A 26,045-nucleotide genomic window follows, 5' to 3' on the forward strand; every position below is an offset into this window, starting at 1 on the left:
GCCGGCTGGTACAGCGGCCCGGTCATCGGAACGCCGGTTTCGATCAACCGGCTGTGTCCAGTCGACACCCCGCTCCGGAGGCCCTGACGCACTCTTACGGATGAATGTTTGTCATGTAATCCATCGGCAGGCGCTCGCAATTGGAACGATTGAAGCCTCTGACAGCAACTGACACTGGGGGCGTCGGCCGTGCCCGCTCAGAAACCGCGTCCGGGCCCGGCCCTGCACCGCCTGCGCAACGCCGTGGCTGCCCTGCACCAAGCCGCGGGGGGACCATCGGCGCGGAAAGTCTCGCAACGCATCGAGCTGCTCTCCCGCCAGCGGGACGACGGGCTGGCAACGGCCTCGCACACCGTGGTTCGCGAGATCCTCAACGGCTCCCGCCGGACACGTGAAGACACCCTGCACGCCGTGGTCGTGGCCCTGCGCGACATGAGTCCCGGCCCGCGCACGGAGACGGAGGACGAGACCTGGGAGCGGACCCGGTCGCTGTGGACGGACGCGGCCCGGGAGGAGATCCCCGCCGAGGCCCGCGCTTTCGCCGACGCGATGCGCGACTTGGTCTTGGACCGGTTCGACGGCGACCTCGATGCCGCCAGCCGACGCGCGCGGGCCTGTCTGCCAGACGGCCACGGCGACGGGTTCTCCGCGAAAGAGCTGCGGGCGATGGAGGAAGGCACCAAGGTGCCGCAGCCGTGCGAGATCGAGGTGCTCCTCCGCCTGCTCAGCCACGACGGCCGGGCGCTGACCAGGCGGGAGCACCAGGTACTGATGCTCGCCTACTGCGTTTTGCTGCGCGCCTGCGCGCCTGACATTCACGAGCAGTTCCTGCTGCAGCAGGAGCTGGAGGCCCGGCGTGACTACGCCCTCGTTCTGGAGGCCCGTGACCGGCGGCGCGCACAGGAGCTCGAGAGGCACCGGGCCGAGAGCGCGAGGCTACGGTCGCAGCTGAAGCAGGCTGGGGAGGACGCTGCTGCCGCCCACCATCAGCAGCAGGTCGACCAAGGCCAGCTGCGATGGCAGCAGAGCGAACTCGACAGCGCCCGCCGGAAACAGCGCGAGGCCGCAGACCGCGCGCGGGCCGACCGCGCGGCGGCACAGGCCCGCATCCAGGAGCTGGAGGAGATGCTCACCGTCCGCTCCCAGGACTACGAACGGGCCCGTGCGGCCGAGACCCGTGCTCTCGAAGGCCTCCGCTTGGCACGCGTCGAGCGTGACAAGCTCCGGGGACAGGTGGCCCTGCAGGAAGCGGAGCGCGCGGTGCGCTCCGCCGCCGCGAACCTCCGCATGCCGCCGCCTCCCGCGACGCTTCCGTACGAGCAGCAGATCGGCAGCCTGGGCGACTGGGGGCTCACGCCCTACTGCGAGGTGCCCTTCCCCTTCGACCCGTACACGGGCCACCTCGTCACCGGCGTACCGGACCACCTGCACACAGTGCCCCCGACCGGACTCGACGCGCCGGGCCAGCCCGAGGCACCGGCACTACGGGGGCCAGCTGATTTCACAGGGCCGTGGAGCACCCAGTGGCCGGCTTCGACAACGCCCGTGTACCAGCCGGAGGCGGCGATCACGTCCCATCGCCAAGACGTCCGGCCGGTGGAATCCGGCTGGACAACACTGTCAGACCGCCCGGCTGGTCAGAGCCTGACACCGCTTCCGAACGCCATCGCTCGCTCCGTGCCGCCTCCGAGGCCCCCTCTGCCGCCGGCCCCTGCGGAAAAGCCGGGCCTCCTCCGGATCATGTTCGGGCCGGGCACCGGCCGACACGCACGGCGCCGCTGATGGCCACGCGGCAGAGCAGTATCGAGTAGGTCCGGGTCCCGCCGATATTGCTCCAGATTGACGTTGCTGGAGGTCGACGCCGGTTCCGCGGACGGCCACCTCTCCGCGGGGGGGTGAAGGCGCTGGAGGGGCAGGGGTTCACCGAGCGGAGCCCGTTCGGGCCGACCGGGCGCTGCTGAACGAGGTGCACTTCCTGGACCCGGCGGCGATGGTGTCGGCGCTGAAGGTCCCTGCCATCTCGGTCACCCGGCGGGCACTCCGCGCCTGCGCGGTGTCGCCGCGAAGAAGGCGACCCTGTCCGCGACCAGGGCGCTGGTTCGCCTCCCAGACCGGGCGGGTCCACGCGGCTCTGGGTGACGAGCGAAGTGCCGATCGGCATCATGGTGCCGCCGACGAACTGGTCGCGGCCGGCCTGGGTAGCACCAGGCGCCCGACACCTTCCGGCCGGTGCGCGGCATGCAGCGTGGCCGCACCGCCGGAGAAGGACGCCGCGATCACCGACGCGGGCCGGTCCAGACCACTCCCGGCGCGCACGTGATCGCAGGCGGCCCGGATGTCGTCGGCGACCCCGGCGATCGTGATGTCCCGCAGCCGGCCGCCGCTGACGCCGTGGGCCCGCAGGTCGAACCGCAGACAGCGCACCCCGGCCCCGGCAAGAGCAGCCGCGATCCGGGAAAAGAAACCGCCCTCGTTCCGGGTGCCCCCGGCACCGTGCACCCGCACCGCCAGACCGCCCGCGAGCCCCTCCGGAACCGTCACCGTGCCCGCCAGGGCCGTGCCGTCGAACGGCCGGAACGCCGTCTCCAGTGGACAAGGGTCGGTTCCTCTCCTGCCCGTGCCTGCAGGGTGCCGTCGGTGAGCGGCAGCCGGGAGTGCATCAGGCGGTCGGCGAACCAGCAGGCCGAGTACGGCGGCCGCGCTGGCGTAGCGCCAGGTGTTCGCGCTGAGCTGCCGGTCGTAGGCATGGGTGGCGCCATACGTCCCACAGACCGCCGTCAGATGATGGCTGTACGGGCTGTGCTCGGTGTAGCCCTCGACCAGCTCGGTCTTCGCCAGCAGGCTGCCGGTCAGCGCCTTCGCCGACTCCCATTCCTGGCCCGGATCCACATACGCACAGTTCAACGACCGTAAAGCCCTCCCACTCCGGCGCGCTCAGCGGGCCAAGGTCCTGAGTGGAAGTTCGCCCAACGGGTGGCTACGTGATCCCAGCCCACACCAGAAGATCTCGCGCGGGGCAGGGTAGGGTCACGCCGCCGCACCCCTGCCGGACACCGTCCGCCTACCGCAGTTCGTCGTCCTCCAGGTACGCGCACCCCTCGGTCCGTCCTGTCAGTGCTCCGAGGGCGGCCGCGATGAGAATCGAGGGCTCCTGCCGGCCGTCGGCTATCACTTGATCCGGTGCCCACCACCGGACGTCCAGAACCTCGTCCTCCTGCCGTCGGATACCGCGGAACTGGTCGGCAGGGACGTTCATAGCGAACACGAAGTGCAGCGAGTCCCGCGTGCGCTGCAGTGGCCCGAACCAGGTGCCCGGGCGTGCGTGCCGGACTACCAGGAGCCGTCCGGCCTCGCCGTGAAGTCCGGTTTCCTCGCGGACCTCCCGTATCGCTGCCTCTCTGAGCGTCTCCCCTTCCTCCACCTTGCCCCCGGGCAGGGTCCACAGCCCCGAGCGGGCGTGGTGCACCAGGAGCACGTGCCCGTCCTGCCGCCGGATCAGCCCCCAAGCACCCGCGCCGAAGCGCATCCGGCCGTCCACCATGCTCACCGGGCGCCGTGGTTCTGCTCAAGGCACAGGCACCGCTCTGTGCGGCCCGCCCGCGACACGGCTGCCTTCTTCTCCACCGCCGCCCCTTCCCTCTTACTCGCAGCAGCGGAACCCAACCCAGGAAGATGCTACCGGCGGCGCCGTACTGCAGGACGTTGTTGGGGCCGGCTGCGGAGACCGGCTCAAACATGGTCTCGAACATGGTGGAGACGCCCAGCAGCCTCCCGCCCCTGGCCGGCGTAGACGGTCCGTTCCAGTGCCGCCAGGAGGTGGACGACGGAGCCGTGCTCGATCTCCACGGCCCGGGACGTGCCCGTGGAACCGGAGGTGAAGAGGGCGTAGGCCACGTCGCGCGGCCGGACGCCGTCCCGTTGGACGCCGTCCCGTTGCCGGGCAGCCCGGCAGCATCCCCGGCACCGGCCCCCTTGCCCCGGGCCTCGCCGAGCACCGGGAACTCCGCCACGACCGCTGGAGGGAGTGATCGCGCCTTGGTTGGCTCCCCCACCGACCGCGCTGCTCTGTGTATCTCGTACATATTTGGCGGCATACCTCTTGGAGGCGTTGGGCTGGTTCCGCCCTGAGACGACAGCGAAGCCCCGGCGTTGGGGCCGGGGCTTCGACTGCGTCGGGTCAGTCGGCGGCTTCCTTGCAGGCGGTGTCGGTCCTGCCCGGGCCGACCTGGTCGACCTTGCTCATCACGGTCTCGCACAGCAGCTTGCTGGCGGTCGGGAGCCCCGTTGCACCGAGTCCGCAGGCGATCTCCGCGCCGATGGTGCTGCGGGCAGGGTTGCCGCCTGCCAGGTAGTTGGCACAGTCCGGGCCGCCGGCGTGGGCGGCGGGCGCTGCGATGACAGCGCCTCCGGCGACCAGGGCGAGGGTGCCCAGGGCTGCGGCGAGACGGGTGCGGATGCTTCCGGTCATGGAGTGTCCTCACTGGGATGATGTGGGGGCAAGAGGCCGAAGCGGGTAACCGGATTATCTGCGTCCGGTCGCTTCGGACTGGAAAACGGACTGAAGGACAGTCGGTCACGGCCCCACGGAGTGGGAAGACAACCGTCCTTGCTTCGGATAGCGGACTGCAGCGGTTCGGGCTGTGCGATGGGTTCGAGGGAGGGGCAAGCTGATGGGTTCGAGCGGGCGCAGAAGTACGTCCTGGCCGGAGCGGGCTGTGCCACTCCAGCCACGCCGAGGCGTACTCCACTGACCACCGCGCGCCCTCCCGCATCGCGGTGGGGACCACTGTTCAACGGACCCTTGCGGAGGCTGTCCGCCGAACGCGCAGTGGGTCATGGCCCACGGTTCGACTCGGCACCACGCCACGCGGCCGGCCGAACCTCCCCGTGGCACTCGCCCCGCCTCGCCCCTTCCGCATCGCCGCCCTGATGGCGCGGGACGGGCGCGCATCACACGCCCGTCCCGGCGCCGTTCGCCGGCCTGATGACGACCATGTTCACCTCGCCGGAAGAAGGGCGGGAGCCGGAGCTGCACTGCACGGGCCCCTGCGGCGGCCGGTGTTCGCCCGTCGCGCGCTCAGGGTCCCTGCAGCCGACACCGCAGGGACTCCACGCCGTGTTCCGGGCGGCGATTATGAGGTGGAGGGGGGCAATACGAACTTCACCGACCGGAAGGTGACGGAATCCGGCTCCTGGTCGCTGACCGGCTTGAGGACAAGCTTGGGCGTGCCCGTGCATTCGTCATCCGCGAAGATCTGGGCCCTGGCTCGGGTGCTGGAGTTCTGAGGTGCGAACGCATCCGCGTATTGGGACCCGGACTCGTTCTCGGAGACTTGCGGGATGAGGATGCATTCGTTCAAGGAGGGCCGTTCCGGCAGGCTCGCGCTCACCGCCTCCTCGGTGGTGGTGTCGGTGTACTTGTAGTTGAGTCCGAGCTCTTCCTGCGCGTGCGCGGACGTGGCGGATGAGAAGGCCAGGGCGAGGGCGCTCGCGAGAACGAGCAGCGAGGGGGCAGACGCACGGTGGTTCCCCGTCGACGGGCGGGTGCGGACTGGGGTGTCCCCATGATGCTGGCGCCCGGACGGGAAATACGCCGATAAGGCCGTTCGGGGGATCAATCCACCCGCCTGTGTGAACTTACGCGGGTCCAGCGCCCGCTTCCATGGCAGGACATTTCACCTCCAATTCGTACGGAGCCGACGAGCCCTAGCAACTGCCGCCGGACCCTGCGCCGGGTACCGGTGACGAGGGAGGAGCCGCCGGACATCTCCGGCTCGCTGATGACCGCCTTCGACCGCTCCCGCTCCCGCCCCCGCTCGAACCTCTCACGCAGCGCGAGGAAGTGGCCGAGACCTCGTCGGAGATCTCCACGGGCTTGAGCGCCCACTCTGGCCAGCGGTCACGTGCAGGACCGCGCCGGCCTCGCACCGGGGCACCGGATACTTGACCCCATCGGCGTCGATGATGTCGATGATGCGGTCCGCCCGCGCGTAGAACGTCAGCGTAGATGCCCTTCGACGACTTGTAGTCCAGCATCACCGTCTCGCCGTCAACGCGGCAGACGATGTAGAAGGACCCGGCATAGACATGCCGTTCGCTCAGGCAAATCAAGGTGGGACGATTCTGCCGTGGCTGGTGTGATCACGGCGTCGGAGACGTCCTGGAAAGTCCCGTTCACCGGGCTGAGCCCACAGATGTTCCGCAAACTGGTCACCACGGTGCGCGGAAAGGGCGCAGACGGATCTCGCCCCGGACGTCCCTGGCCGCTACCTCTGGAGGACCGAGTCCTACTGGTGGCCGCCTACTGGACGACATTGCGGGCGCCCGCATCGCGGGGCTGACGACGGTGTGAATCTCCCACGACCGACCGCCTACCAGCCCAGGTCCACGTCCTCAGCACACCACACGCACGCTCGCCAAGGCTGTCGAGATATTTTGGCACCATCCGTGTAGGAGCTGAATCCCCGTGACCCCGACCACCGGCTTCCACTCCTTCTCACTCGAACCCTTCCCCGAAATCAAGGAAGGCGCCTCGATCACCGACGCCATCCCCGGCGTCCTCAATGACCCAGGCATCGCCCTCGAACCGGACGACGTGCTGGTCATCACTTCCAAAGCGGTCTCGGTCTCCGAAGGGCGCCACGTCCACCTCGGAACCATCACTCCCAGCAAGGACGCCGTCGAGATGTCGGCCCGGACCGGAAAGCCGGCCGAGGTGGTCCAGCTCATCCTCGACGAGTCGACGGACTACTTCCTGGCGACCGAGCAGGGACCGATCAACCGCTCCTGCAAGGCACGGGTTGCCTCGTCGGCGGGGCGCGTGCCCATGCCGTCCGGGAGGCTCATCGCCTCCTTCGGGAAGCCGCGGGAGATCAGCCAGGATTGGGCCATCGTCGGCAACGGCAGTTCGGCGTACTCGAAGCGGAACGTGCGGGCGGTGGCGTTCTCGGCTTCGTACCCGCCAAGGCGGAGAAAGCTGTGCTCGTCGTGCGGCACAAGGGCTCTCGGGGGTCAGTGGCGGCGGGCGGCGCGGTGGGGCCGCGGGCGTCAGCGGCGAGTGCCGGCGGCCAGGCCCCGGTCCGGTGGGCAGACGTGGCGGGCAGGCTCGTGCGGCCTGATCCGGACAGTGCGGCGCGGCCGGCGTCGGCGAGGGTCACGGGTTGCCCGGCGTGCACGGGACGGGAGTTGTCCCGCTCCACGAGGCCGGCCCCTTCCAGGCGCTGAAGGTGGCTGTAGGCGACGCGGGCTCCGGAGGCGGTGACGACCGGCAACCGCTGGGTGAGCAGGTGTTCGTGCAGCCAGGACCCGGCCGAGGCCCTCGAGCACGCGGTCGAGGTCGTCGCGCAGGTTCGTACGGTGCGTGTTGGCGACCTGATCTCGTGCTTCCCGCGCGCGATCACGGACCTCGGCGAGGGCGGCGTCCTGGCGGCTGACGAGCTCCACCAGGGCGCCGACGAGGCCGCCGTGACGGTGCCCCCGCCGACCGCTCCTTGTGAAATGAGCACTCGCAGCAAGGGCGAAACCCCGTTTGCGGAGAGCGATCACCAGAGCAATCATGGCAGTGTGCGCTGAGCGCTGGGTGGTGCACCGGATTTCGCTCCGGCCGCCGCGAGAGTGGTAGGCGCCGCTGCTATCAGGGCAGGAGGATTCTGATGGAATATGCCGCTCCTACTGCCGGGCTCATAATCGCCGCAGTGCTGTTTCTTATCGGAATTCTTACCGTGAACGACCTTGCGGCACGTGATTTTAAGATCACCATCTCCGGCAAGGTGGGGCCGTTCCAGAGGGGGGTGCTGGTAGCCATAGCGGTCCTCTTCTTCGTGGCTTCTGTGGCGGGGTTTTATTGGCTTGCCAACAAACCCTCCGGTTCGGGTAACCCTCCATCTCCACCCAATCAGTCAGAGCCGGCACAGAAGATAACCCTGAAGCTGGTCACCGAGATGCCCGACGACGAGAACGTGGTGCAGCAGACTGACGAGATTACCGTCGGCACTGCGCATTTGACCCTTACCGTCAATCGCGACAATCCGGCGGTGAGCAATGTTCTTCAGTTTGATGATATGCCTCAGGATTCCGAATACAGTGTCGAGATCACCTACGCCAAACAAGACGGCTCCACTGAAAAGTTTTCAGGGAATGGAACCATATATGTCGCCGATGGTCTCACATACCAAGTCTTTCTCCGGGGCGATCCGCCGCAGGCCGTGCTGGAAAGATCAGTTTAGGTTGATTTCTTAAGTGCATGCGGCAGACGTGTCAGGTCAGAGCAACCAAAAAACAGTTTTGGCCGCCTGTGAACGAGCCCGGATTCAATGTGGTGGTCAGGCCGGGCGCGGAGGAGATCACGCCGCGGATGACGATGTTCAGTCCGAACCGACCCAGGACGGGGCGCCTACCGCGGGCTCGGCGACGAGCATCATCGGCCCGTCCACCCCGGTCGTGTAAGGCGCCGATGACAGCTTGCCGGCGTAGGCGTCGAGGTCGCCTTTGCGGGGCGGTTGGGGGCGAACCCGCCGTCGCTGATGAGCCGTGAACACCTGCCGTGTTCAGGGTGGTCAGGCTCCCGAAGACGGCCAGGTGCCGATCCTGAGCGGTGTTCCAGTGCGGCAGACAACTGGCGGCAGGCCTGCCGCCGGTGCCACCAACACCGTCATCTGCCGGCACGCCGAATACCTCGGCCTCGACTCTGAGGCAGCCGTCACCTGGGCCATGCCGCACGGTCGAAACACTGCCTCTTCACCAGTCGAACAGCTCGACGACCAGGTCCCGGCCGGCGAACGCGCGAGCGCTGTCGGCCGGCCCGTACGTCGCGGCTTGCTCGACGGCGCCCGCGACGACGGCGCGCAGGGCCGCTGAATCGGCCGGCTCCCTCGCGCCTGGAGCAGCTACTGTCCTTCGACCGGCTGCACAAGCTGCCCGGCCTGAACCTGCGCAAACTCAACCACCTCTCCATGGCGCACGCGGTCGAGGGTCGTGTGCCCTGCTGCCAGCCGTCCGTCACCGGGTCCGCGCGGCGCACTCCCGACGCGCTGAAGGTCACCGGGTCTCAGCGCAAGCAGATCCTGTGGGACGCCGGAGCGGAGATGGTCCCGCGAGCGGTCCGGGAGCGGCAGAAACAGCCGTTCACCTTCCCGGTCGGCGCCTTTATGGCATCGGGCGCCACGCTCTGGGACTTCGCCACCGGCGTCCTGGCCGGGCCCCGGCTCTGCGCCTCCGGATTTCTCAGCGCAGCCGCCGCACGGAATGTCCTGACGGAACATGCGGCAGGCCGGGACCACGCCCGCCTGCTGTGGGGCCTGATGATGCTGGAACTATCCTTCCCCTGAACTCCCCCCCGTCCCTATCCCCTGACCTCTCCCTGGCCTTTCCCCGGCAGAAGGACACCGCTCGTGCGCAGCATCCACGTCGTCACTCACCCGGAGGCGAGCCACCACGTCGAGGGACTGGTCGGGGGGTGGCACGATGCGCACCTCACGCCCGCAGGTCTGCGCGAGGCGGCCCTGATCGCCCGGGCGCTGCGGACCGAGATCCCCGAGGACGCCGAGGTCGAGCTGATCTCCTCGGACCTGCTGCGGACCCGGCGCACGGCCGAGGAGATCGCCGGGACCTTCGGCGTGGAACCGGTCCTGGACCGCAGGCTCCGGGAGAAGTCCTACGGAGAGGCGGAGGGAAAGCCCCAGGGGTGGCTGGACAGGCGATTCGTCGCGCCGCCCGCCGTCGGGGACCGGATGGGGCACGACGAGGGGGTCGCGGGCGCCGAGACGAAGGCGGAGTTCGCCGGGCGCGTCTACGCGGCCATGGACGACATCCTGCAACGCCCCTGTGCACACCAGATCATCGTGACCCACGGTTTCGCCCTGACCTTCGTCGTGGCGGCCTGGATCAGGATGCCGATCGAGTCGCTCGGCTACATCAATCTCCGGGCGCCCTCAGGCAGCATCACCCACCTGAGCGAGGACGACTTCTTCCACAACCGCCGGCTCGACCGGCTCGGCGATACCCGCCATCTCGACGGCTGATCCCGGATCCTCCGCCCCGCCGTGCCCGGCCGCGCGATCCGCCGGCCTGGCACGCGGCATCCCCGACCAGCGGGAGCGCCGATGAGGGAACTCCTGGACAAGATCGAGACCCGGCAGCACCTCGTCCGCGAGACGATAGAACAAGTGCGTGACCAGATCACCGCGCTCACCGGCCAACTCACCGCTGCCGAGCGTACGTTGAACCGTCTGGAGACCACCCGGGAGACCATCCTGGAACCGGCCGCCGAGGACGGCACCCCGCCACCCGAGCCGCTGCCCGCCGGATACCGCGAGATCCTGGCTCACCAGACGCCAACTCAAGCTGAAATTCGGCGAACGCTCGCGGAACACCCACTCAGGAGGGTGGCATTTCCTGACGGCTCCGTCAGGAGTCACATCGTCGGGCTGTGATCTGTCGGCAGGCCGTGTCCCAGACCTCCTCGAACTGGTCGGAGGTCAGCCCCTCGGGCTCGTGGCCTTCCCATTGCGAGACGGGCAGTTCAGCTGTGATCCCGAAGTTGGCGTCGTACGCCTCGAGGCGACCCGCGTCGCGGGCTCGAAGCAGAGCCAGAGATCCTCCTCGTCCCGATAACAGCGCATCCATGTCTTCACCCGCCAATGATGACCACCCCCCTCCACTTGCTCATTGGGTCGATGTCAGAGGCGTGTTGGAGGATCACGCCATGCTGTTTGCCATTGATGAGGTGGGGCGTGTGGTGACGAGGCCTCCGAAGGCGGTGACAGGCCGGGTGCCGGTCAACCCGCGGAACTGGGTGGCTGCCCAGCGTCCCCAGGGCGGTTAGCAGGCCTGCTGCGCGCGGCTCGGGAACGGGGTGGGCGTTCGGCCGTACCCGGTGCCCGGCCCGGGGCGGTGGTGTGTCGGCAGAGTGGCTCCGGCTCTGCCGCGTTCTGCACGGGCAGAGCCTCAGAGGTTCAATCGGCTGGACGCTATTTTTTCGCATTAAGCTGGACGTATGAGTGCCCGAGCGACCACACGCCCCGGCGGGCGCAGCGCCCGCGTCCAGCAGTCCGTGCATCAGGCCGTCCGTGATCTGGAGGCGGAGGTGGGGCGGGACGCGCTGACCGTGCCGCTGATCGCCGCCCGCGCGGGGGTGACACCGTCCACCGTCTACCGGCGCTGGGGGGATCTGCGGGAACTGCTGTCCGATGTCGCCGTCGAGCGGCTGCGTCCCGACGGTCCGCCGGCCGACCACGGCAGCCTGCGGGCGGACCTGGAGGCGTGGGCGGTGCAGTTCGCGGAGGAGATGGCCTCGACGGCGGGGCGCACGTACGTCCGCGACGCCCTGCTGGGCGACCCTGAGCAGGGCAATGCGGTTCGCTGCTCCGATTACGCCGCCGAGCAGTTGAAGGCCATCGGGGTGCGCGCGGCCGGACGCGGGGAGGGCGTGCCCGACGTGGAGACCCTGCTGGACGTCCTCGTCGCCCCCCTCATGTACCGCATTCTGTTCCGCCCCTCGGATCTGTCGGAGGCCTACACCGACGGGCTCGTGGCGTCGGCGCTCGGCCGGGGCGCCGCTCCCTCCGGCAGCTAAAAGCCCCTAAAAGCTAAGGGTTTGCGTTTTGGGGTGCGTGAGGCCTAATCTGCCTAACGCAAAGCGTTTGCTTTAGGCATGAGAGGTGCTCCGTGCTCAGCGTCCTGGCCCCGCCGTCCCCTTCCCGTCGCCTGCCCGTTCCGGGCCGCCGCAGTGCCTTCTCCCTCCACGCCTCCCTCCTGGTCGCCCTGCCGGCCGCCTCCAGCGCGCCGACCCCCCTGTACGCCCTCTACCAGGCCGAATGGCGCTTCTCGGCGCTGACCGTCACCGTCGTGTTCAGCGCCTACGCACTCGCCCCTGCTCGGCGCCCTGCTGACGGCAGGCACTCTCTCGGACCACTCCGGCCGGCGCCCCGTCCTGATCGGTGCGCTGCTCGCGGAGGCCACCGCGATGGCCGTCTTCGCCACCGCCCAGGGCGTCGCGGCGCTGATCGCCGCCCGGATCCTGCAAGGCCTGGCCACCGGCGTCGCCACCAGCGTCGCCGGAGCCGCCCTGCTCGGCTTCGAGGCCCCGGCCGCCCAGGACGGGCGACGCTCGCCAACGGCATCACCCCCGTGGCCGGCATGGCGGTCGGCGTCCTGGCCTCCACCGCCCTCGCGCAGTACGCCCCCGCTCCCACCCGCACCGTCCACGTCCTGTTGCTCCTGCTGCTCCTGCTGCTCCTGCTGTTCACCGCGCAGGCGGCCGCGGTGCTGCTCACCACCGAGACCGCACACCCTCACTCCGGCGCGTGGCGCTCCCTGCGTCCCGGCATCGCCGTCGCCCCCGCCTCCCGCCCGGCCATGAGACTATTCGCCCCCGGCGTCGTCGCCGTCTGGGCGCTGGTCGGCTTCCACTCCTCCCTCGTTCCCTCACTCGCCCGGCTCATCGCCCACACCCGTCCCGCGCCACCGGCGGCCTGGTCTTCTTCACCCTGACGGCCGCAGCCGGCCTCGCCGTCCTGGCCACGCGGCCCCTGTCCGTCCGCACAGCGAGCTCCGTCGGCGCCGCGGTCCTGATCCCAGGGGCCCTGTTGACCCTGAGCGCGCCCCACCTGCACAGCCTGCCCGCCCTGTTCGCCGGCACCGCCCTCGCGGGCACCGGCTTCGGCGCCGTCGCCCAGGGCGCCCTGCGCCTGCTGCCGGCCCCGGCCGCCCCGGACGAACGCGCCGGCACCCTCGCCGCCCACTACGTCCTCAGCTACCTGGCCATGAGCATCCCCACCGTCCTCGCCGGCCTCCTGACCAACCTCTACGGCCTGCAAACCGCCGTCTTCCTCTACGCCGCGACGGTCATCCTGCTGACCCTGACCGGCCTCGTCCCCTCCGTGCGGCAGCCGGCCACCGGCCGACCGGATCCTGCCGTCCCGCACCGCACCGCCCCATCCGAAAGGACCCACCGATGAGCACCACCACGCCCCGTCAGGCCACTTCGCCCGCACGCACGGGATGGAGCCTCGGCGACATCGCCGTACGCCGTGTCGACGAGATCGAACTGCCGCGCCGGACCGGACCCTGGCTGCTGCCGGACGCCACCAAAGAGGTGCTGGACGAGGCGCCGTGGCTGCGCCCCGACTTCGCCGATGCCGATGTCCCCCGTCTGGCGAGCCACAGCTTCGCGGTGGAGACGGGCGGGCTGCGGATCGTCGTGGACACCGGCATCGGCAACGCCAAGCCGCGCGCCAACCCGGCCTGGAACGGACTCGACACCGGCTTCCTGCAGCGCCTGGCGGCGGCCGGTTTCCCGCCCGAGTCCGTGGACCTGGTGATCACCACGCACCTGCACACCGACCACGTCGGCTGGAACACCCGCCTCTCAGGTGACGACTGGGTTCCCACCTTCCCCAACGCCCGCTACCTCACCAGCCGCACCGAATGGGACCACTGGGCCGCCACGGACCTGGACGAGGCCCGACGCCAGATGTTCCGCGACTCCGTCACCCCCGTACACGACGCCGGACAGTACGACCTCGTGGACGTGCCCGAGCAGGGGCACGAGGTCGCCCCGGGCGTCCTGCTCATCCCTGCCCCGGGCCACACCCCGGGACAGGTCGCCGTCGAACTGCGCGGCAGCGACCGCCACGCGCTGATCACCGGCGACAGCATCCACCACCCCGTGCAGCTCTCCCACCCCCACGTGCACAGCTGCGTCGACATCGACCCCGCCCAGGCCATCCGCACCCGCGCCCGGCTGCTCGACACCCTGGCGGACACCGACGCGCTGCTCCTGGGCACCCACTTCCCGCAGCCCACGGCCGGCACCGTCCGCCGGGAGAACGGCCGATACCGGCTGCTCGCCGAGCACGCCGCCGAGATCCCGGCCACCGCGGCCTGACCGTGCAACCGGCCGCACCGGCACAGGCCGCCGCGGCGTCCTCAGCCGCCCCACGCGAAACCTCCGCCTTCAGAGTGTCGGCCACACCGCCGCCCCAACCCCCACCGACAGGAAGAACATCCATGTCCGCCGTCGAACTCACACCGCCCGAGGCCGCCCGCTGGGCCGCCCGCGCCGGACTCGACCTGCCCGCCGAGCGTCACGCCGCGGTCGCCGCGGTCGCCAACCACATCCACAGCGTCGTCTCGGTCCTGCGTGAGCTGGACTTCGCAGACGTCCCGCCCGCCGCCGCCTACCACCCCGTACAGGAGAAGCACGATGCAGCCGTATGAGCTGTCCCTCGCCGCCGCCGCGGACGCGATACGGGACCGGCGGCTGTCCCCCGTCGAACTGGTCGACTCGGTCCTCGACCGGATCGAGAAGGCGGAGCCGCACCTCGGCGCCTACGTCACGGTCGCCGCGGAGCAGGCGCGCCGGACCGCACGCGAAGCCGAACACGAAGCGGCGCACGGCCGCTACCGGGGACCACTGCACGGCATCCCGATGGGACTCAAGGACCTCATCGATGTCGACGGGATGGCCACCACGGCCAGCTCCCGGGTCCGTGCCGGCCACCGCGCCACGGCGGACAGCACCGTCGCCGCGCGTCTGAGCGCAGCCGGCGCGATTCTGCTCGGCAAGACCCACACCCACGAATTCGCGTTCGGCCTGACCACCCCTCAGACCCGCAACGCCTGGGACACCGGCCGGATCGCCGGCGGCTCCAGCGGCGGCTCCGCGGTCGCCGTGGCGTCGGGCACCGCGACCTTCGCCCTGGGCACCGACACCGGCGGGTCGATCCGGGTGCCCGCCGCGCTCAACGGCGTCGTCGGCCTCAAGCCGACCTACGGTCTCGTCCCCCGTCACGGCGTCACCTCCCTGTCCTGGTCACTGGACCACGTCGGCCCGATCACCCGCACCGTCGAGGACGCGGCCCTGGTCCTGACCGCGCTGGCCGGACACGATCCGCGCGACCCCGCCTCACTCGCTCTGCCCGCCGTGGACTACCGGCCCGGTGCCGGCACCGACCTGACAGGGCTGCGCATCGGTCTGCCGCGCACCTACTACTTCGACCACGTCCACCCGCAGGTGGAAACCGCCGTCCGGCACGCCATCGGGCAACTGGAAGCCCTGGGCGCCCGGCTCGTCGAGGTCGACATCCCGATGACCCGCTACGTCCAGGCCACCCAGTGGGGCCTGATGGTGCCGGAGGCCGGCGCCTACCACGAGGGCAGCCTGCGCACGGTCCCCGGCCTGTACGAGGAGGACGTCCGCATCCTCCTGGAGGCAAGTGAGTTGATGAGCGCCGGCGACTACGTGCGCGCTCAGCGCTCCCGCACGCTCATGCGCGCCGAGTGGGCACGGATGCTGGAGGACGTCGACGTGATCGTCGCCCCGAGCGTCCCGATGCCGGCAGTCGGGGCCGGCCAGGAGACGGTGACCTGGCCCGACGGCACGGTCGAGAGCGTCTCCGACGCCTACGTCCGCCTGAGCTCCCCCGCCAACATCACCGGAGTCCCCGCCCTGACCGTTCCGGTCGGCCACGACGCGGCGGGCATGCCCATCGGCATGCAACTGCTGGGCCGCCCCCTCGGTGAGCCCACGCTCCTGCGGGTCGGCCACGCCTACGAGCAGACACAGCCCGCCCGGGCCCTCGCCACGGCGGCCTGATCTCACGCAGGAGCGGACCACACCCTGCCCGTACATCGGCGCCCCCGACTCCTGGGACCCCTACAAACGGAGGAGGGTGTAGCTCTTACTGACTGACGAGCCACACCCGCTCTCCGGCCCTGGTGTGCCGAGCTGCCTGAGCGAGATCATGGATGATCGAGCGATGTTGGTTCGTGTGGAAAAGGCGCAGGCGGGCTCGCTGCCGCAGATGGCAGTACGGGTTCACTCGGCGATCGGGACCGCGGTGGTGATCCGAGGCTGACATCGCAGTCCTCGAGGTAGAGGGCTCGCTGATCATGTTCGGCCTCGCCGCACCGCTTCCGGAAGGCATCGTCGCCACATGCGTGGAGATCCGCGTCGCAGCGGCCGGCGTTTCTCTCTATCCGTTCCAGCTCTGAGAGGACGTTTCCTGCTCGCTCGCACAGCCTGCAAAAGCCAGGTCTCCCTCGCCGAGGAGCTGGTCAGCACCCTGTGCCGGGACCAAATGGTCCCGGCACCGTCGCGTCCAGGTGCCCCGCATCGGCCAAGGCCCTGAACGTCCCGACGCTGGCCATGCGAAGGCCCGGCCAGTCCCTCAACACCCAGCTCGGCTCCTTCACACACTGACGGCAGGCCGCCGGCGCGGGCCGGTATGGGCGGGAGCCGGATCGCTCCGGACAGGCAGTGGGAAATCCCGAAGCCGTCGGGGCCGACTGCATGAGGCCGTCCTGCACCGCCTCCACGAGCCGACCTGGCCAACGTGACCCGAGTGGTTCTCTGTTCAGCCCACGCCCGGGCCGGGGCGAACTCACACCCTGTCGGACGCGGCCGGACTGCCCCTGGTCGCCGGTGCCTCCGCCCGCCCAGCGGCGCTGACCCGTCTCAGCGGAACGCGGCGATATTGCGGGCGACCCAGTCGGCGAACGGGCGCGGGGCGCGGCCGAGGACCTGCTGGACGTCCGGGCTGACGCGCAGCTCGGCCGGGCTCGGGGAACCGAGGATGTCCAGGGTGTCCTCTGCGAGCTCGGCCGGCATGCTCTGACTCATGGCCGCCTTGGCCTCGTCGCGGGTGAGGTCGTCAAACCGTACGGGCGAGCCCAGCGCGGCGGCGATGGCCTCCGCCTGCCGGCGCGGCGTGATGACCTCCGGGCCGGTCAGTTCGTACACGCCGCCGGTGTGCCGGTCATCCAGCAGGCAGGCCGCCGCGACCTCGGCGATGTCCGCCGGGTCGACGACCGGCACCCCGACATCACCGAAGGGCGCGGCGACAACCTGCCGCGCACGGACGGACTCGGCCCACCACAGGGCGTTGGAGGCGAAACCGCCCGGCCTCAGGACGGCCCACTCCAGGCCGGACTCCCGCAGAACGTCCTCCACCCCGCGCAGGGCGATCCGCGTCGGGCCGAAAGGCCTGGTCGCCACGCCCTGCGAGGAAAGCAGGACGACCCGGCGGACCCCGCAGGCCGCGGCTTCACCGATGATGGAGGCCGGGCCGGCCCCGGCGGCGTGCAGGTCGCCGGGCAGCAGCAGGAACAACGCCTTCGCCCCGGCCAGCACGGGCTCGAGGACGGCCGGCTCGGCCAGGTCGGCCGCCAGGTGGCGGACGCCGTCCGGCACCGCCGCCGCGTGCCGTGACACCGCCGTCACCTGCCGGCCCGCCTCGGCCAGTGCCTGCGTCAACGGCCGGCCCACGTTCCCGGTCGCCCCGGTCACCACGATCATGATCAGCTCCTTGTCCCATGTCCTTTGTGGCCTTCACGCTAGGAGCCGGGCTAACTTTTAGTAAGGACATACCTCGACGTAAGCTCATCACATGGCGGAACGCGCGCAGCTCACACAGGCCGAGACGGAGAAGGGGTATGAGGTGTTTCACACCGACTGCCCCGCGCGCGATGTGGTCGACCACGTGACCAGCAAGTGGGGCGTCTGGGTGCTGATCTCCTTGCGGAGCAACAACCTCCGGTTCTATGAGCTGCGCGAGAGCATCCAGGGCATCAGCGAGAAGATGCTCGCCCAGACCCTGCGCGCGCTGGTCCAGGACGGCCTGGTCTGGCGGGAGGTCGAGCCGACGACGCCGCCCCAGGTCACCTACGGGCTGACCGAGTTCGGCCGGGACGTCGGCGAGCCGCTGACTGAGCTGTTCGACCGGATCACAAGGCGACTGTCGCCACGCAACACGTGATGTGCGACATCCCGCGAGTTCTCCTGAGCCCCCCGCAGAGTCCTTGCGTTGCGGCCAGGGTGTCCAGTCTCCTTGAGGTGTTCCCTCGCGCTCGTCTTCGGCATCGGCATCCGCGGGAAGACGGTCATCCGCTACACGCCTCGGCGCGACCGATTCTTGAGCGGCGTTGAGCGCCACCAGGAGCACGGCGCACGATGAGATCGGCAGGAGAGAAAAGGCACTGGCCTCTAATCGTGGACCAGGCCACCATCACTCCGTGAAACGATTGAAGATCGTCGCGGGCGACGCGACCAACCCTCAGCAGCACTGACACCAAGGACCCAAAAGGGCTCTCGAAGCGCCGGCACGCGCACCGGGGGGCGCGACCGGCACCCGGCAGACGACCCTCGGGTTCAGCCCCAGCCCGATCGCACCCGGGCGGCCACCCGGGCGGCGACCTGGGCGGCGACCTGGGCGGCGGTCCGCCTCTACACCGCGTGCGGGAGCCGCTGACGCGGCTCCGACGCGCTTGCGTGATCCCCGCGTGCAGGCCCGCGCTTTCACGCGCCCCAGGCAGGTCACACTCAATGCCGCCCCCTCGACGGCGGCAGTCGAGCGACGCGATACGGAAGGGGGCGAGTCATTTACCAACCACCCCTGCTTTTCTTGCAGTTGAATGGAATACTGCCGGGCATGTTTTTCACATCCGCCCGAAGAAGCCGGGCTTCCACGCCCGCCTCAAGAGCCACGGGGAACGTGTTACGCCGCGCGGGTGCACTGCTCGCCGCCGGGCTGCTCGCACTCGCCATGCTGATTGCGGGCGGCGGCCCTGCGGCCGCCGCACCGCCGGACACCCACCGGATGGCCACCTGGAACATGCAGGCCGGCTCCACCCGCTGGGACGGGGTGCGCACCCTGGCCCGCACCTTCGACGTGGTGGCCCTCCAAGAGGTGCCCAGCAGACCGCCGGCCGGGGCCCTCCAGGACGGACAGACGGGCAACGTCACCTCGTACCTGTGGCCCATAGGCGGCGGCGCATACCGCTATCTGTACATCCTGCGCCAGCAGTCACGGAACCTGGGCATCGTCACCTCCTGGGTGCCCGGCCGGGTGCAGGAGATCGGGAGCGTCTACCGCTCCGCGCTGGCCGTGACGAACACGGGCGACAACATCATGTTCGCCTCCGTGCACGCCGCCTCCAACGGCGGCAGGCCCAACGACGCCGCCTACCTCGTACGCCGCGTCTCCGACACCGCTTTCCAGCAGAACGTCGGCAACTGGGCGGTGCTGGGCGACTACAACCGCGCCCCGGGCGACCTCCAGTCCGACCGGTACATGCCGGGCAACGGCCTGATCTACAACGGCGGCCAGGCCACCCAGCAGAACGGCAGCGAACTGGACTACATGGTCTCCAACGTCGACACCGACAACTGGCAGGCGACGGTCAACCCCAACTACGGCAGCGACCACTGGCCCGTCGGCTTCAGCGCCCTGCAGGCCGCGGCCGGGCCGCGGCAGTTCACCGTCCACGCCGACAACAGCGACCGCCTGCTCGACGTCTACCGCGGCAACACCGCCAACGGCACCCACGTGATCACCTACCACGCCAACGGCGCCGCCAACCAGCGCTGGACGCTCCGCCCGGTCGGCCGCAACGGTGACTCCGGACAGCCGCTGTACAAACTGGTGAGCGCCGGCAGCGGCAAATGCCTCGACGTCAACCGCGGTCAGGCCAGCGGCGACGGCGACTGGCTGAACGTCTGGGACTGCCACAACCGGGACGGCGCCCCGCTGCCGGGCGGCTACGCGCGCGACACCCAGAACTTCACACTCGAACACCCCGAGCCGCGCTTCCCGAACCTCACCGTGCTGCGCGACAACGGCACCCACCGCTTCGCCAACATCCGCGGCAACGGCACCGGCGACGGCACCTGGGTCATCCAGTGGCCCTACCAGACCAACCCCAACGGCACCCCGGCCGTCAACGAGACCTTCTACCTCCACCCGCAGTTCTGACGCAAGGAGCGGGGCAGGACGGTGTTTCGCGACACGAGCACAACAGAAGGGGACGTCGACGCGACGCGGCAGGTCATCGATGCCCAGGACGGGCCGGTCGTCCTGGTGGGACACTCCTACGGCGGCGCCGTGATCTCCGAGGCGGGAAACCGTCCCAAGGTCTCGGCGCTGGTCTCCATCGCCGCATTCGCGCCCGACAAGGGCGAGTCAGTGAACACGCTCATCGCCGACCCCACGCCCGGCGCACCGGTCCCGCCCGTCCTGCCGCCCAAGGACGGCTTCCTGCTCCTCGACCGCAAGAGGTTCGCCGGCTCCTTCGCCGGCGACCTGCCCGCCGAGCAGGCGGCCTTCCTGGCCGACTCCCAGATCCCGTGGGGCGGGGGGGGGGGCCCAGGGGCCCGCCCCCCCCCCCCCCCCGCGGGGGGGGGGCCCCCCCCCCCCCGCGCCCCCCCCCCCCCCGCCTGGCGGGCGAAACCAAGCTGGTACCTGGTAGCGACCCACGACCGCATGATCCCACCGCCGGCGCAGCGCGCGATGGCGGAGCGTGCGGGCTCTCAAGTCGTCGAGGTCGCCGGCAGCCACGCGATCTCCGTGTCGCAGCCGGACGAGGTGGCCGCCTTGATCAGGCAGACCGCCGAGCGCTGACCGCCCACGGCCGGGCTCCGGCCCGCGGACACGTCCCTTGCTTTCGGCGGCCGGCCGGGATCCGGGTCATCCCGCTGCCGACCGGCCGCACGGGCTGATGCCACCCGCAGGCCCGGCACGGGGGCCGCAGGTCACAGGTCGGCAGTAGGTAAGGCGCAGAGGGGGCAGCGGTCGGCGAGCCGCCGACCGCTGCCCTGGGCCCGGCATGCCACGGAGATCCGGCCGGCCAGGGCGGCGAACGGCATGTCGAGAGGGGCGTAGAGGACGCCGGCCTCGGGGCGGCGTTGTCGGCCAGGGCCTCCACCATGAGGGTGGCGGATTCGCTGACGGTGACGCCCGCCCGCTGCATGCGCCGTCGTCCGGCCTCCGGCTCGGCCTGGCCGAGGGCGCCGGAGGCGTCCACGGCGACGTACACGTCGCCCCCGGCGGCCGTCGCGGAGAGCGCGGGAACGCCTGGGTTGTCACCCCCTCCAAACGGTGCGCTCGCGGACCGGAGCCGGTGCGCTGCGGGTCAAGTCCGTTACCGCTCGCCCGCCTAACGTCCCCTCTGGCATCCGACGGGCCGGAACAGTGGCCCCGATCCGCTCGGCCGCCCCATTCCGCCGCCCGCTCCGGGCGGCGTCCCGATCCCGTGACAGGAGGCTGTCGAGGTGTCTGCAATGCCGGTCGGCGGGCTGGTCCCCCGCGCCGTCGAGAACGCCGCTGACGTCGTCGTCCGCAACGCGAAGATCCATACCGGGGACGCCCGTCGCGCCCGGGCGGGTGCCCTCGCCATCCGCGGCGGCTTGATCGCGGCCGTGGGGGACGACGCGGACGTCGCCCCGCTCGTCGGACCGTCCACCACCGTGGTGGACGCCCTCGGCCGGCGTGTGGTGCCCGGTCTCAACGACTCGCACCTGCACGTGATCCGGGGCGGCCTCAACTACGTCCTGGAGCTGCGCTGGGACGGCGTGACCTCGCTGCGCCACGCACTGACGATGCTGCGGGAGCAGGCCGCCCGCACCCCCAGGGGGCAATGGGTGCGGGTCGTCGGCGGCTGGTCGGCCGAGCAGTTCGCCGAGCGGCGGCTCCCGACGCCCGCCGAACTGAACGAGGCGGCGCCGGACACCCCCGTGTTCGTCCTCCACCTCTACCAGTCGGCGATCCTCAACCGCGCGGCGCTGAAGGCCGCCGGCTACACCAAGGACACCCCGGACCCGGTGGGCGGGCAGATCGTCCGGGGCCGGGGCGGCGAGCCCAACGGCATGCTGCTGGCCGCCCCGAGCGCCTTGATCCTCTACTCCACACTCGCCAAGGCCCCGGTGCTGGAGGGCGAGGACCGCAGGACCTCCACCCGGCACTTCCTGCGCGAGCTGAACCGCTTCGGGCTGACCTCCGCGATCGACGCCGCCGGCGGGTTCCAGAACTTCCCCGAGAACTACGCCACGGTGACCGAACTCGCCCGCGAGGGGCTGCTCTCGCTGCGCATCGCCTATCACCTGTTCCCGCAGACCCCCGGTCAGGAGCTCGACGACCTCACCCGCTGGATCGAGACGGTCCGCCCCGGCGACGGCGACGAGTGGCTCCGGCTGAACGGCGCCGGCGAGAACCTCACCTGGGCCGCCGCCGACTTCGAGAACTTCGCCGAGCCGCGCCCCGAACTCACCCCCTACGAAGAAGACTTCGAGAAGGCCGTACGCCTGCTCATGGAACACGGCTGGGGCTTCCGGCTGCACGCGACCTACGACGAGACGATCCGCCGCGACCTCGCGGTGTTCGAGAAGCTCGCCGCCGAGGGCCTGTTCCCCTCCGGGAACCGGTGGCTCTTCGACCACGCCGAGACCGTCTCCCCGGACAGCCTCGACCGGATCGCCTCGCTGGGCGGCTCGCTCTCCGTGCAGAACCGCCTCTCCTTCCAGGGCGAGGTGTTCACCCGCCGGTACGGCCCCGGCGCCGCCGCCGACGCCCCGCCGGTCCGCGCGATGCTGGAGCGCGGGCTGACCGTGGCCGCCGGCACGGACGCCACCCGCGTGTCCTCCTACAACCCGTGGGTCGCCCTCCACTGGCTGATCTCCGGCCGCACCGTCGGCGGCCTGACGATCCGGCCACCGCAGAACCGGGTGGACCGGGCGACCGCACTCGCGATGTACACCACGGCGGGCGCGGCGCTCACCGGCGAGCAGGATGTCAAGGGCGTACTGCGGCCGGGCTGCTACGGCGACCTGGCCGTCCTGTCCGACGACTACTTCACCGTGCCCGAGCAGGAAGTCCCGCACATCGAGTCCGTGCTGACGGTCGTCGGCGGCCGGATCGTCCACGCCGCGGCGGAGTACGAGGGCATGGAGGAGGAGCTCCCGGCGGTCAGCCCCGCCTGGAGCCCGGTCGCCCGCTTCGGCGGCTACCAGGCTTCCCGCCCGGCCCCGGGCGCGGGCGCCCGGCAGGCGGAGCTGCTCGGCCAGGTCGTCGCCGAATCGGAGCTGCACCACCGGTGGCGGGTCGGACGCGGTCTGGCGACGGAGCACCAGCAGCCGTTCGACCCCTGCTTCCTCCTCTGACCTCCCTCCCCCTTCCCCGGCCCCCCGACTTCCGCCGCGGATCACCGTGCGACGGACGTGCCAAGAACCGAAGAGAACCGAAAGGAACCCGTCATGGTCGACTTCACCCAGGTCAGCGCCACCCCGAGCCCGGACCTGCTCACCCCCGACAACGCCGTGGTGCTGTTCGTGGACCACCAGCCGCAGATGTTCTTCGGCACCGGCAGCGGCGACCGCACCGCGATCATCAACGCCACCGTCGGCCTCGCCAAGGCCGCCAGGGCCTTCGAGGTGCCCACGGTGCTGACCACCGTCGCCTCCGAGTCCTTCTCCGGCCCGCTGCTGCCGCAGCTGGCGGCGGTCTTCCCGAAGGCCGAGATCCTCGACCGCACTTCGATGAACGCCTGGGAGGACGAGGCGGTCGTCGAGGCGGTCAAGGCCACCGGACGCGGCAAGATCGTCATAGCCGGCCTGTGGACCGAGGTCTGCCTGGTCCTGCCCGTCCTGTCCATGATCAGCCAGGGCTACGAGGTCTACGTCGTCGCCGATGCTTCCGGCGGCGTCTCCCCGAAGGCCCACGAGCACGCCATCCAGCGGATGACGCAGGCCGGCGCGGTGCCGGTCACCTGGCTCCAGGTGCTGCTGGAGCTCCAGCGCGACTGGGCGCGGACGGAGACCTACGGCGCCGTCACGGAGATCGTCAAGGAGCACGCCGACGCGTACGGCCTGGGGGTCGTCTACGCCCAGGCGGTCATCGGCGAGCACGCCGCGGGCTGAGCCCCACCACCGGCGCCGTACAGCAACGCCGTTGTCAGAACAGGGACCAGGGACCAGGGACCAGGGACAGGACACGATGGATACCGGACTGCTGATCCTCCGGGTGGTGGTGGGCCTGCTCATCGCCGGCCATGGGGTGCAGAAGGTGAGCCACCGTCTCGGGGGCGACGGCCTCGCCGGCGGAGCGGAGGAGTTCCGGCACGACGGCTTCCGCGGCGGGCCGCTCACCGCCCTCGCCGCGGGCGCCGGACAGGCCGGGTCGGGCCTGTTCCTGGCCCTGGGCGCGCTCACGCCGGCGGCGGCCATGGTCGCCATGGGCGTGATGACGGTGGCGATCACCGTCAAGCTGCCGAACGGGCTCTGGGTGCAGGACGACGGCTACGAGTACCCGCTGGTGCTGGTCGTCATCGCGGGATCGCTCGCCCTCACCGGCCCGGGCCGGTGGTCCGTCGACCACGCCACCGGCCTGACCGCCTGGCCGCTCCTGCTGTCGGTCGCGGCCGTCGTGCTCGGCCCGGCGAGCGGGCTGCTCACCCGGGCGGTCCTGCACCGCCCACCGGCGACCGAGGAGGCGACGGACGGTGCGCGCCCTGCTGGCTGACGCCCTGCGGACCCTGGTCCCGCGGCGCACGGACCGGCACGGACCGCTGCCGCCGCTGATGCTGCTGCTGACGGTGGCCACCGGCGTGGTGGACGCGGTGAGCTACATCGGCCTCGGGCACGTGTTCGTGGCGAACATGACCGGCAACGTGGTCTTCCTGGGGTTCGCCCTGGCCGGGGCCCCGGGGCTGTCGGCCGTGGCCTCGCTCGTCTCGCTGGCCTCCTTCCTGGCCGGCGCGCTGGTGGGCGGGCGGTTCGGCAGCCGGACTGCGGCCCACCGCGGGCGGCTGCTGGCCCTGGCCGCCGGTGTCCAGACGGTTCTGCTGGCCGCGGCGGCCGCCGTCGCCGCGGCCGCGGGCGGCGGCGCCCACTACGCTCTGATCGTCCTGCTGGGCCTGGGCATGGGCCTCCAGAACGCCGTGGCCCGGCGGCTCGGCGTGCCCGACCTGACCACCACCGTGCTCACCCTCACCCTGACCGGCCTCGCCGCCGACTCGACGGCGGCCGGGGGCGCGGCACCCCGCCCGGGGCGCCGGATCCTCTCCGCGCTGGCGATGCTGCTCGGCGGCCTCGCGGGCGCGGCGCTGATCCTGCACGGCCGGCCTGCCGCCGCCCTCGCCCTGGCCGCGCTGCTGCTCCTGGCCACCGCGCTGACCGCCCGCCGGGTCTCGGCCCCGGACGCCCACTGGGCCCCACCGGCGGCGTGAGCTGCACCGGCGGCGTGAGCGGCACCGACGACGTGAGCGGCACCGACGACAACCAGGCGCCCGGCGTCCCCGTACAGGCGGACGCCGGGGCGCACACGACGACCGGAAGGTCCCCCGATGAAACGACGCTTCGTCCGACGGCTGGTCCCCTTGGTGGCGGCGATCGCCACGCTGACGGCGCTCCCCACCGCCTCAGTGGCCCAGGGAACCGAGCCACGACCACCGGGCCCGCACCGGCAGTTCGCCGTCGGGCCCCAGTACGACTCCACCCACGTCTACGTCGAACCGGGCACGGAGCAGGCGTTCGCGGCCAGTTGGGTGGCCACCTTCGGCGGGACCACGATCGGGCCGAACGCCACCCAGGTGACGCCCACGCCCAGCCGGACGCTCTCCGAGCTGATCGTCTCCCCCGTGGGCACGCTGTCGGTGTTCGACTTCACCACGCCCGTCCCGTACCCGTTCGGCACCGAGCGCACCGGCTGGCTGGTGACCGACCTCGACCAGGCGGTCCGCGCCGCCCGGGCCGACGGCGCGGCCGTGACCGTGGCGCCGTTCACCGACCCGATCGGGCGGGACGCCGTCGTGCAGTTCCCCGGCGGGATCAACGCCCAGCTCTACGTGCACACGACCCCGCCGTCCTATCCCCGCCTGGTGAGCGTCCCCGAGAACCGGCTTTACCTGTCACCCGACGCGGTGGGCGCCTTCCTGCGCAGCTACCTCGCCTTCACGCAAGGCCGCGTCGTCTCCGACGACCGCCGGGCCGACGGCGCCGCGGTCGGGCTGCCCGGCACGACGTACCGGCTGCTGCGGCTCACCTCCGGTTTCGGCACCACGACGGTCGCCGTGACGGACGGGCACCTGCCGCACCCCTTCGGCCGGGAGCTCACCGGCTACGGCGTGCCGGACCTCGGCGCCACCCTGAAGCGGGCGAAGGACGCCGGGGCGTCGGTGCTGTGGGGTCCGGTCTCGGCGGGCGGCCGTGACAGCGCGATGGTGCGCTTCCCGGGCGGCTACATCGCGGAGATCCACACCGACCGGTGACCGGTCATCAG

The 26,045-nt window shown here is 70.9% G+C and carries 27 protein-coding genes and 3 pseudogenes; 23 read left to right on the forward strand and 7 right to left on the reverse strand.

Going from position 1 to position 26,045, the window contains the following annotated elements; genetic code table 11:
• The first annotated feature begins 189 nt into the window (after positions 1 to 189).
• A complete protein-coding gene (locus tag ACOTKD_RS12615) occupies positions 190 to 1,782 on the forward strand; it encodes a hypothetical protein (RefSeq protein ID WP_424888994.1) in 1,593 nt (530 codons plus the stop codon).
• A gap of 378 nt (positions 1,783 to 2,160) precedes the next feature.
• Here ACOTKD_RS12615 and ACOTKD_RS12620 read toward each other — a convergent pair whose 3' ends face one another.
• The 5 genes from ACOTKD_RS12620 to ACOTKD_RS12640 all read right to left on the reverse strand — a co-directional run bounded on the left by ACOTKD_RS12620 (position 2,161) and on the right by ACOTKD_RS12640 (position 5,618).
• Positions 2,161 to 2,889 (reverse strand): alpha/beta hydrolase, encoded by a 729-nt coding sequence (locus ACOTKD_RS12620; RefSeq protein WP_424888995.1) that lies wholly within the window; start codon positions 2,887 to 2,889, stop codon positions 2,161 to 2,163.
• Between the two features lie 172 nt (positions 2,890 to 3,061).
• Positions 3,062 to 3,541: an NUDIX hydrolase gene (locus ACOTKD_RS12625; RefSeq protein ID WP_424889125.1), complete on the reverse strand. Its 480-nt coding sequence runs from the start codon at positions 3,539 to 3,541 to the stop codon at positions 3,062 to 3,064.
• Positions 3,542 to 3,729: 188 nt separating this feature from the next.
• Positions 3,730 to 4,029, reverse strand: coding sequence for an AMP-binding protein (locus ACOTKD_RS12630; RefSeq protein ID WP_424889126.1), 300 nt, complete (start codon positions 4,027 to 4,029; stop codon positions 3,730 to 3,732).
• A 148-nt stretch (positions 4,030 to 4,177) separates the two neighbouring features.
• Positions 4,178 to 4,468, reverse strand: coding sequence for a hypothetical protein (locus ACOTKD_RS12635; RefSeq protein WP_424888996.1), 291 nt, complete (start codon positions 4,466 to 4,468; stop codon positions 4,178 to 4,180).
• A gap of 664 nt (positions 4,469 to 5,132) precedes the next feature.
• Positions 5,133 to 5,618: a hypothetical protein gene (locus ACOTKD_RS12640; RefSeq protein ID WP_424888997.1), complete on the reverse strand. Its 486-nt coding sequence runs from the start codon at positions 5,616 to 5,618 to the stop codon at positions 5,133 to 5,135.
• A 510-nt stretch (positions 5,619 to 6,128) separates the two neighbouring features.
• Here ACOTKD_RS12640 and ACOTKD_RS12645 point away from each other — a divergent pair.
• Both ACOTKD_RS12645 and ACOTKD_RS12650 read left to right on the forward strand, forming a co-directional pair.
• Positions 6,129 to 6,314 (forward strand): annotated as a pseudogene (locus ACOTKD_RS12645) (IS5/IS1182 family transposase); the annotation flags it as partial.
• Positions 6,315 to 6,466: 152 nt separating this feature from the next.
• Positions 6,467 to 6,703: pseudogene (locus ACOTKD_RS12650) on the forward strand (coenzyme F420-0:L-glutamate ligase); the annotation flags it as partial.
• A gap of 44 nt (positions 6,704 to 6,747) precedes the next feature.
• On the opposite strand, the gene ACOTKD_RS12655 reads toward ACOTKD_RS12650, so the two are convergent.
• The gene (locus tag ACOTKD_RS12655; RefSeq protein ID WP_424889134.1) at positions 6,748 to 6,996 is read right to left on the reverse strand and encodes a hypothetical protein; all 249 of its coding nucleotides are present in this window, start codon (positions 6,994 to 6,996) and stop codon (positions 6,748 to 6,750) included.
• A gap of 261 nt (positions 6,997 to 7,257) precedes the next feature.
• On the opposite strand from ACOTKD_RS12655, the gene ACOTKD_RS12660 reads away from it, so the two are divergent.
• The 12 genes and pseudogenes from ACOTKD_RS12660 to ACOTKD_RS12715 all read left to right on the forward strand — a co-directional run bounded on the left by ACOTKD_RS12660 (position 7,258) and on the right by ACOTKD_RS12715 (position 15,595).
• Positions 7,258 to 7,572 carry a hypothetical protein gene (locus tag ACOTKD_RS12660; protein ID WP_424888998.1) on the forward strand — a complete coding sequence of 105 codons (315 nt, stop codon included), beginning with the start codon at positions 7,258 to 7,260 and terminating at the stop codon, positions 7,570 to 7,572.
• An 80-nt stretch (positions 7,573 to 7,652) separates the two neighbouring features.
• Entirely contained in the window at positions 7,653 to 8,225 is a 573-nt protein-coding gene (locus ACOTKD_RS12665; protein ID WP_424888999.1) for a hypothetical protein, read from the forward strand.
• Positions 8,226 to 8,702: 477 nt separating this feature from the next.
• Positions 8,703 to 9,326, forward strand: a complete 624-nt coding sequence (locus ACOTKD_RS12670; protein WP_424889127.1) for an asparagine synthase-related protein — start codon at positions 8,703 to 8,705, stop codon at positions 9,324 to 9,326.
• Positions 9,327 to 9,389: 63 nt separating this feature from the next.
• A complete protein-coding gene (locus ACOTKD_RS12675) occupies positions 9,390 to 10,019 on the forward strand; it encodes a histidine phosphatase family protein (RefSeq protein ID WP_424889000.1) in 630 nt (209 codons plus the stop codon).
• An 81-nt stretch (positions 10,020 to 10,100) separates the two neighbouring features.
• Positions 10,101 to 10,430 carry a hypothetical protein gene (locus tag ACOTKD_RS12680; RefSeq protein WP_424889001.1) on the forward strand — a complete coding sequence of 110 codons (330 nt, stop codon included), beginning with the start codon at positions 10,101 to 10,103 and terminating at the stop codon, positions 10,428 to 10,430.
• A gap of 563 nt (positions 10,431 to 10,993) precedes the next feature.
• Positions 10,994 to 11,572 carry a TetR/AcrR family transcriptional regulator gene (locus ACOTKD_RS12685; RefSeq protein WP_424889002.1) on the forward strand — a complete coding sequence of 193 codons (579 nt, stop codon included), beginning with the start codon at positions 10,994 to 10,996 and terminating at the stop codon, positions 11,570 to 11,572.
• A gap of 360 nt (positions 11,573 to 11,932) precedes the next feature.
• A pseudogene (locus ACOTKD_RS12690) lies at positions 11,933 to 12,007 on the forward strand (hypothetical protein); the annotation flags it as partial.
• A gap of 119 nt (positions 12,008 to 12,126) precedes the next feature.
• Entirely contained in the window at positions 12,127 to 12,489 is a 363-nt protein-coding gene (locus ACOTKD_RS12695; RefSeq protein WP_424889003.1) for a hypothetical protein, read from the forward strand.
• Positions 12,490 to 12,584: 95 nt separating this feature from the next.
• Complete coding sequence (locus ACOTKD_RS12700) at positions 12,585 to 12,956, forward strand: hypothetical protein (protein WP_424889004.1); 372 nt, start codon at positions 12,585 to 12,587, stop codon at positions 12,954 to 12,956.
• Positions 12,953 to 13,885 carry an MBL fold metallo-hydrolase gene (locus ACOTKD_RS12705; protein ID WP_424889005.1) on the forward strand — a complete coding sequence of 311 codons (933 nt, stop codon included), beginning with the start codon at positions 12,953 to 12,955 and terminating at the stop codon, positions 13,883 to 13,885. The genes ACOTKD_RS12700 and ACOTKD_RS12705 overlap by 4 nt, the downstream gene beginning before the upstream one ends.
• Positions 13,886 to 14,007: 122 nt before the next feature.
• Complete coding sequence (locus tag ACOTKD_RS12710) at positions 14,008 to 14,217, forward strand: hypothetical protein (protein ID WP_364899071.1); 210 nt, start codon at positions 14,008 to 14,010, stop codon at positions 14,215 to 14,217.
• The gene (locus ACOTKD_RS12715; RefSeq protein WP_424889006.1) at positions 14,204 to 15,595 is read left to right on the forward strand and encodes an amidase; all 1,392 of its coding nucleotides are present in this window, start codon (positions 14,204 to 14,206) and stop codon (positions 15,593 to 15,595) included. The genes ACOTKD_RS12710 and ACOTKD_RS12715 overlap by 14 nt, the downstream gene beginning before the upstream one ends.
• Before the next feature lie 861 nt (positions 15,596 to 16,456).
• Here the strand turns inward: ACOTKD_RS12715 and ACOTKD_RS12720 are convergent.
• A complete protein-coding gene (locus tag ACOTKD_RS12720) occupies positions 16,457 to 17,296 on the reverse strand; it encodes an SDR family oxidoreductase (RefSeq protein WP_424889007.1) in 840 nt (279 codons plus the stop codon).
• 91 nt (positions 17,297 to 17,387) lie between these two features.
• On the opposite strand from ACOTKD_RS12720, the gene ACOTKD_RS12725 reads away from it, so the two are divergent.
• The 8 genes from ACOTKD_RS12725 to ACOTKD_RS12760 all read left to right on the forward strand — a co-directional run bounded on the left by ACOTKD_RS12725 (position 17,388) and on the right by ACOTKD_RS12760 (position 26,034).
• A complete protein-coding gene (locus tag ACOTKD_RS12725; protein WP_424889008.1) occupies positions 17,388 to 17,756 on the forward strand; it encodes a winged helix-turn-helix transcriptional regulator in 369 nt (122 codons plus the stop codon).
• Positions 17,757 to 18,491: 735 nt separating this feature from the next.
• On the forward strand, positions 18,492 to 19,751 hold the full coding sequence (locus ACOTKD_RS12730; RefSeq protein WP_424889009.1) for an RICIN domain-containing protein: 1,260 nt from the start codon (positions 18,492 to 18,494) through the stop codon (positions 19,749 to 19,751).
• Between the two features lie 21 nt (positions 19,752 to 19,772).
• Positions 19,773 to 20,396: an alpha/beta fold hydrolase gene (locus ACOTKD_RS12735; RefSeq protein WP_424889010.1), complete on the forward strand. Its 624-nt coding sequence runs from the start codon at positions 19,773 to 19,775 to the stop codon at positions 20,394 to 20,396.
• 659 nt (positions 20,397 to 21,055) lie between these two features.
• Entirely contained in the window at positions 21,056 to 22,930 is a 1,875-nt protein-coding gene (locus ACOTKD_RS12740) for an amidohydrolase (protein ID WP_424889128.1), read from the forward strand.
• A 93-nt stretch (positions 22,931 to 23,023) separates the two neighbouring features.
• A complete protein-coding gene (locus ACOTKD_RS12745) occupies positions 23,024 to 23,686 on the forward strand; it encodes a hydrolase (RefSeq protein WP_424889011.1) in 663 nt (220 codons plus the stop codon).
• Between the two features lie 76 nt (positions 23,687 to 23,762).
• The gene (locus ACOTKD_RS12750; protein WP_424889012.1) at positions 23,763 to 24,287 is read left to right on the forward strand and encodes a DoxX family protein; all 525 of its coding nucleotides are present in this window, start codon (positions 23,763 to 23,765) and stop codon (positions 24,285 to 24,287) included.
• Entirely contained in the window at positions 24,268 to 24,993 is a 726-nt protein-coding gene (locus ACOTKD_RS12755; RefSeq protein WP_424889013.1) for a YoaK family protein, read from the forward strand. Before ACOTKD_RS12750 ends, ACOTKD_RS12755 begins: the two co-directional genes overlap by 20 nt.
• A 117-nt stretch (positions 24,994 to 25,110) precedes the next feature.
• Positions 25,111 to 26,034 carry a VOC family protein gene (locus ACOTKD_RS12760; protein WP_424889014.1) on the forward strand — a complete coding sequence of 308 codons (924 nt, stop codon included), beginning with the start codon at positions 25,111 to 25,113 and terminating at the stop codon, positions 26,032 to 26,034.
• The last annotated feature ends 11 nt before the right edge of the window (positions 26,035 to 26,045 follow it).

The sequence above is a fragment of the Streptomyces sp. XH2 genome (genome assembly GCF_049725035.1).
Taxonomy (GTDB): Bacteria; Actinomycetota; Actinomycetes; order Streptomycetales; family Streptomycetaceae; genus Streptomyces; species Streptomyces roseoverticillatus.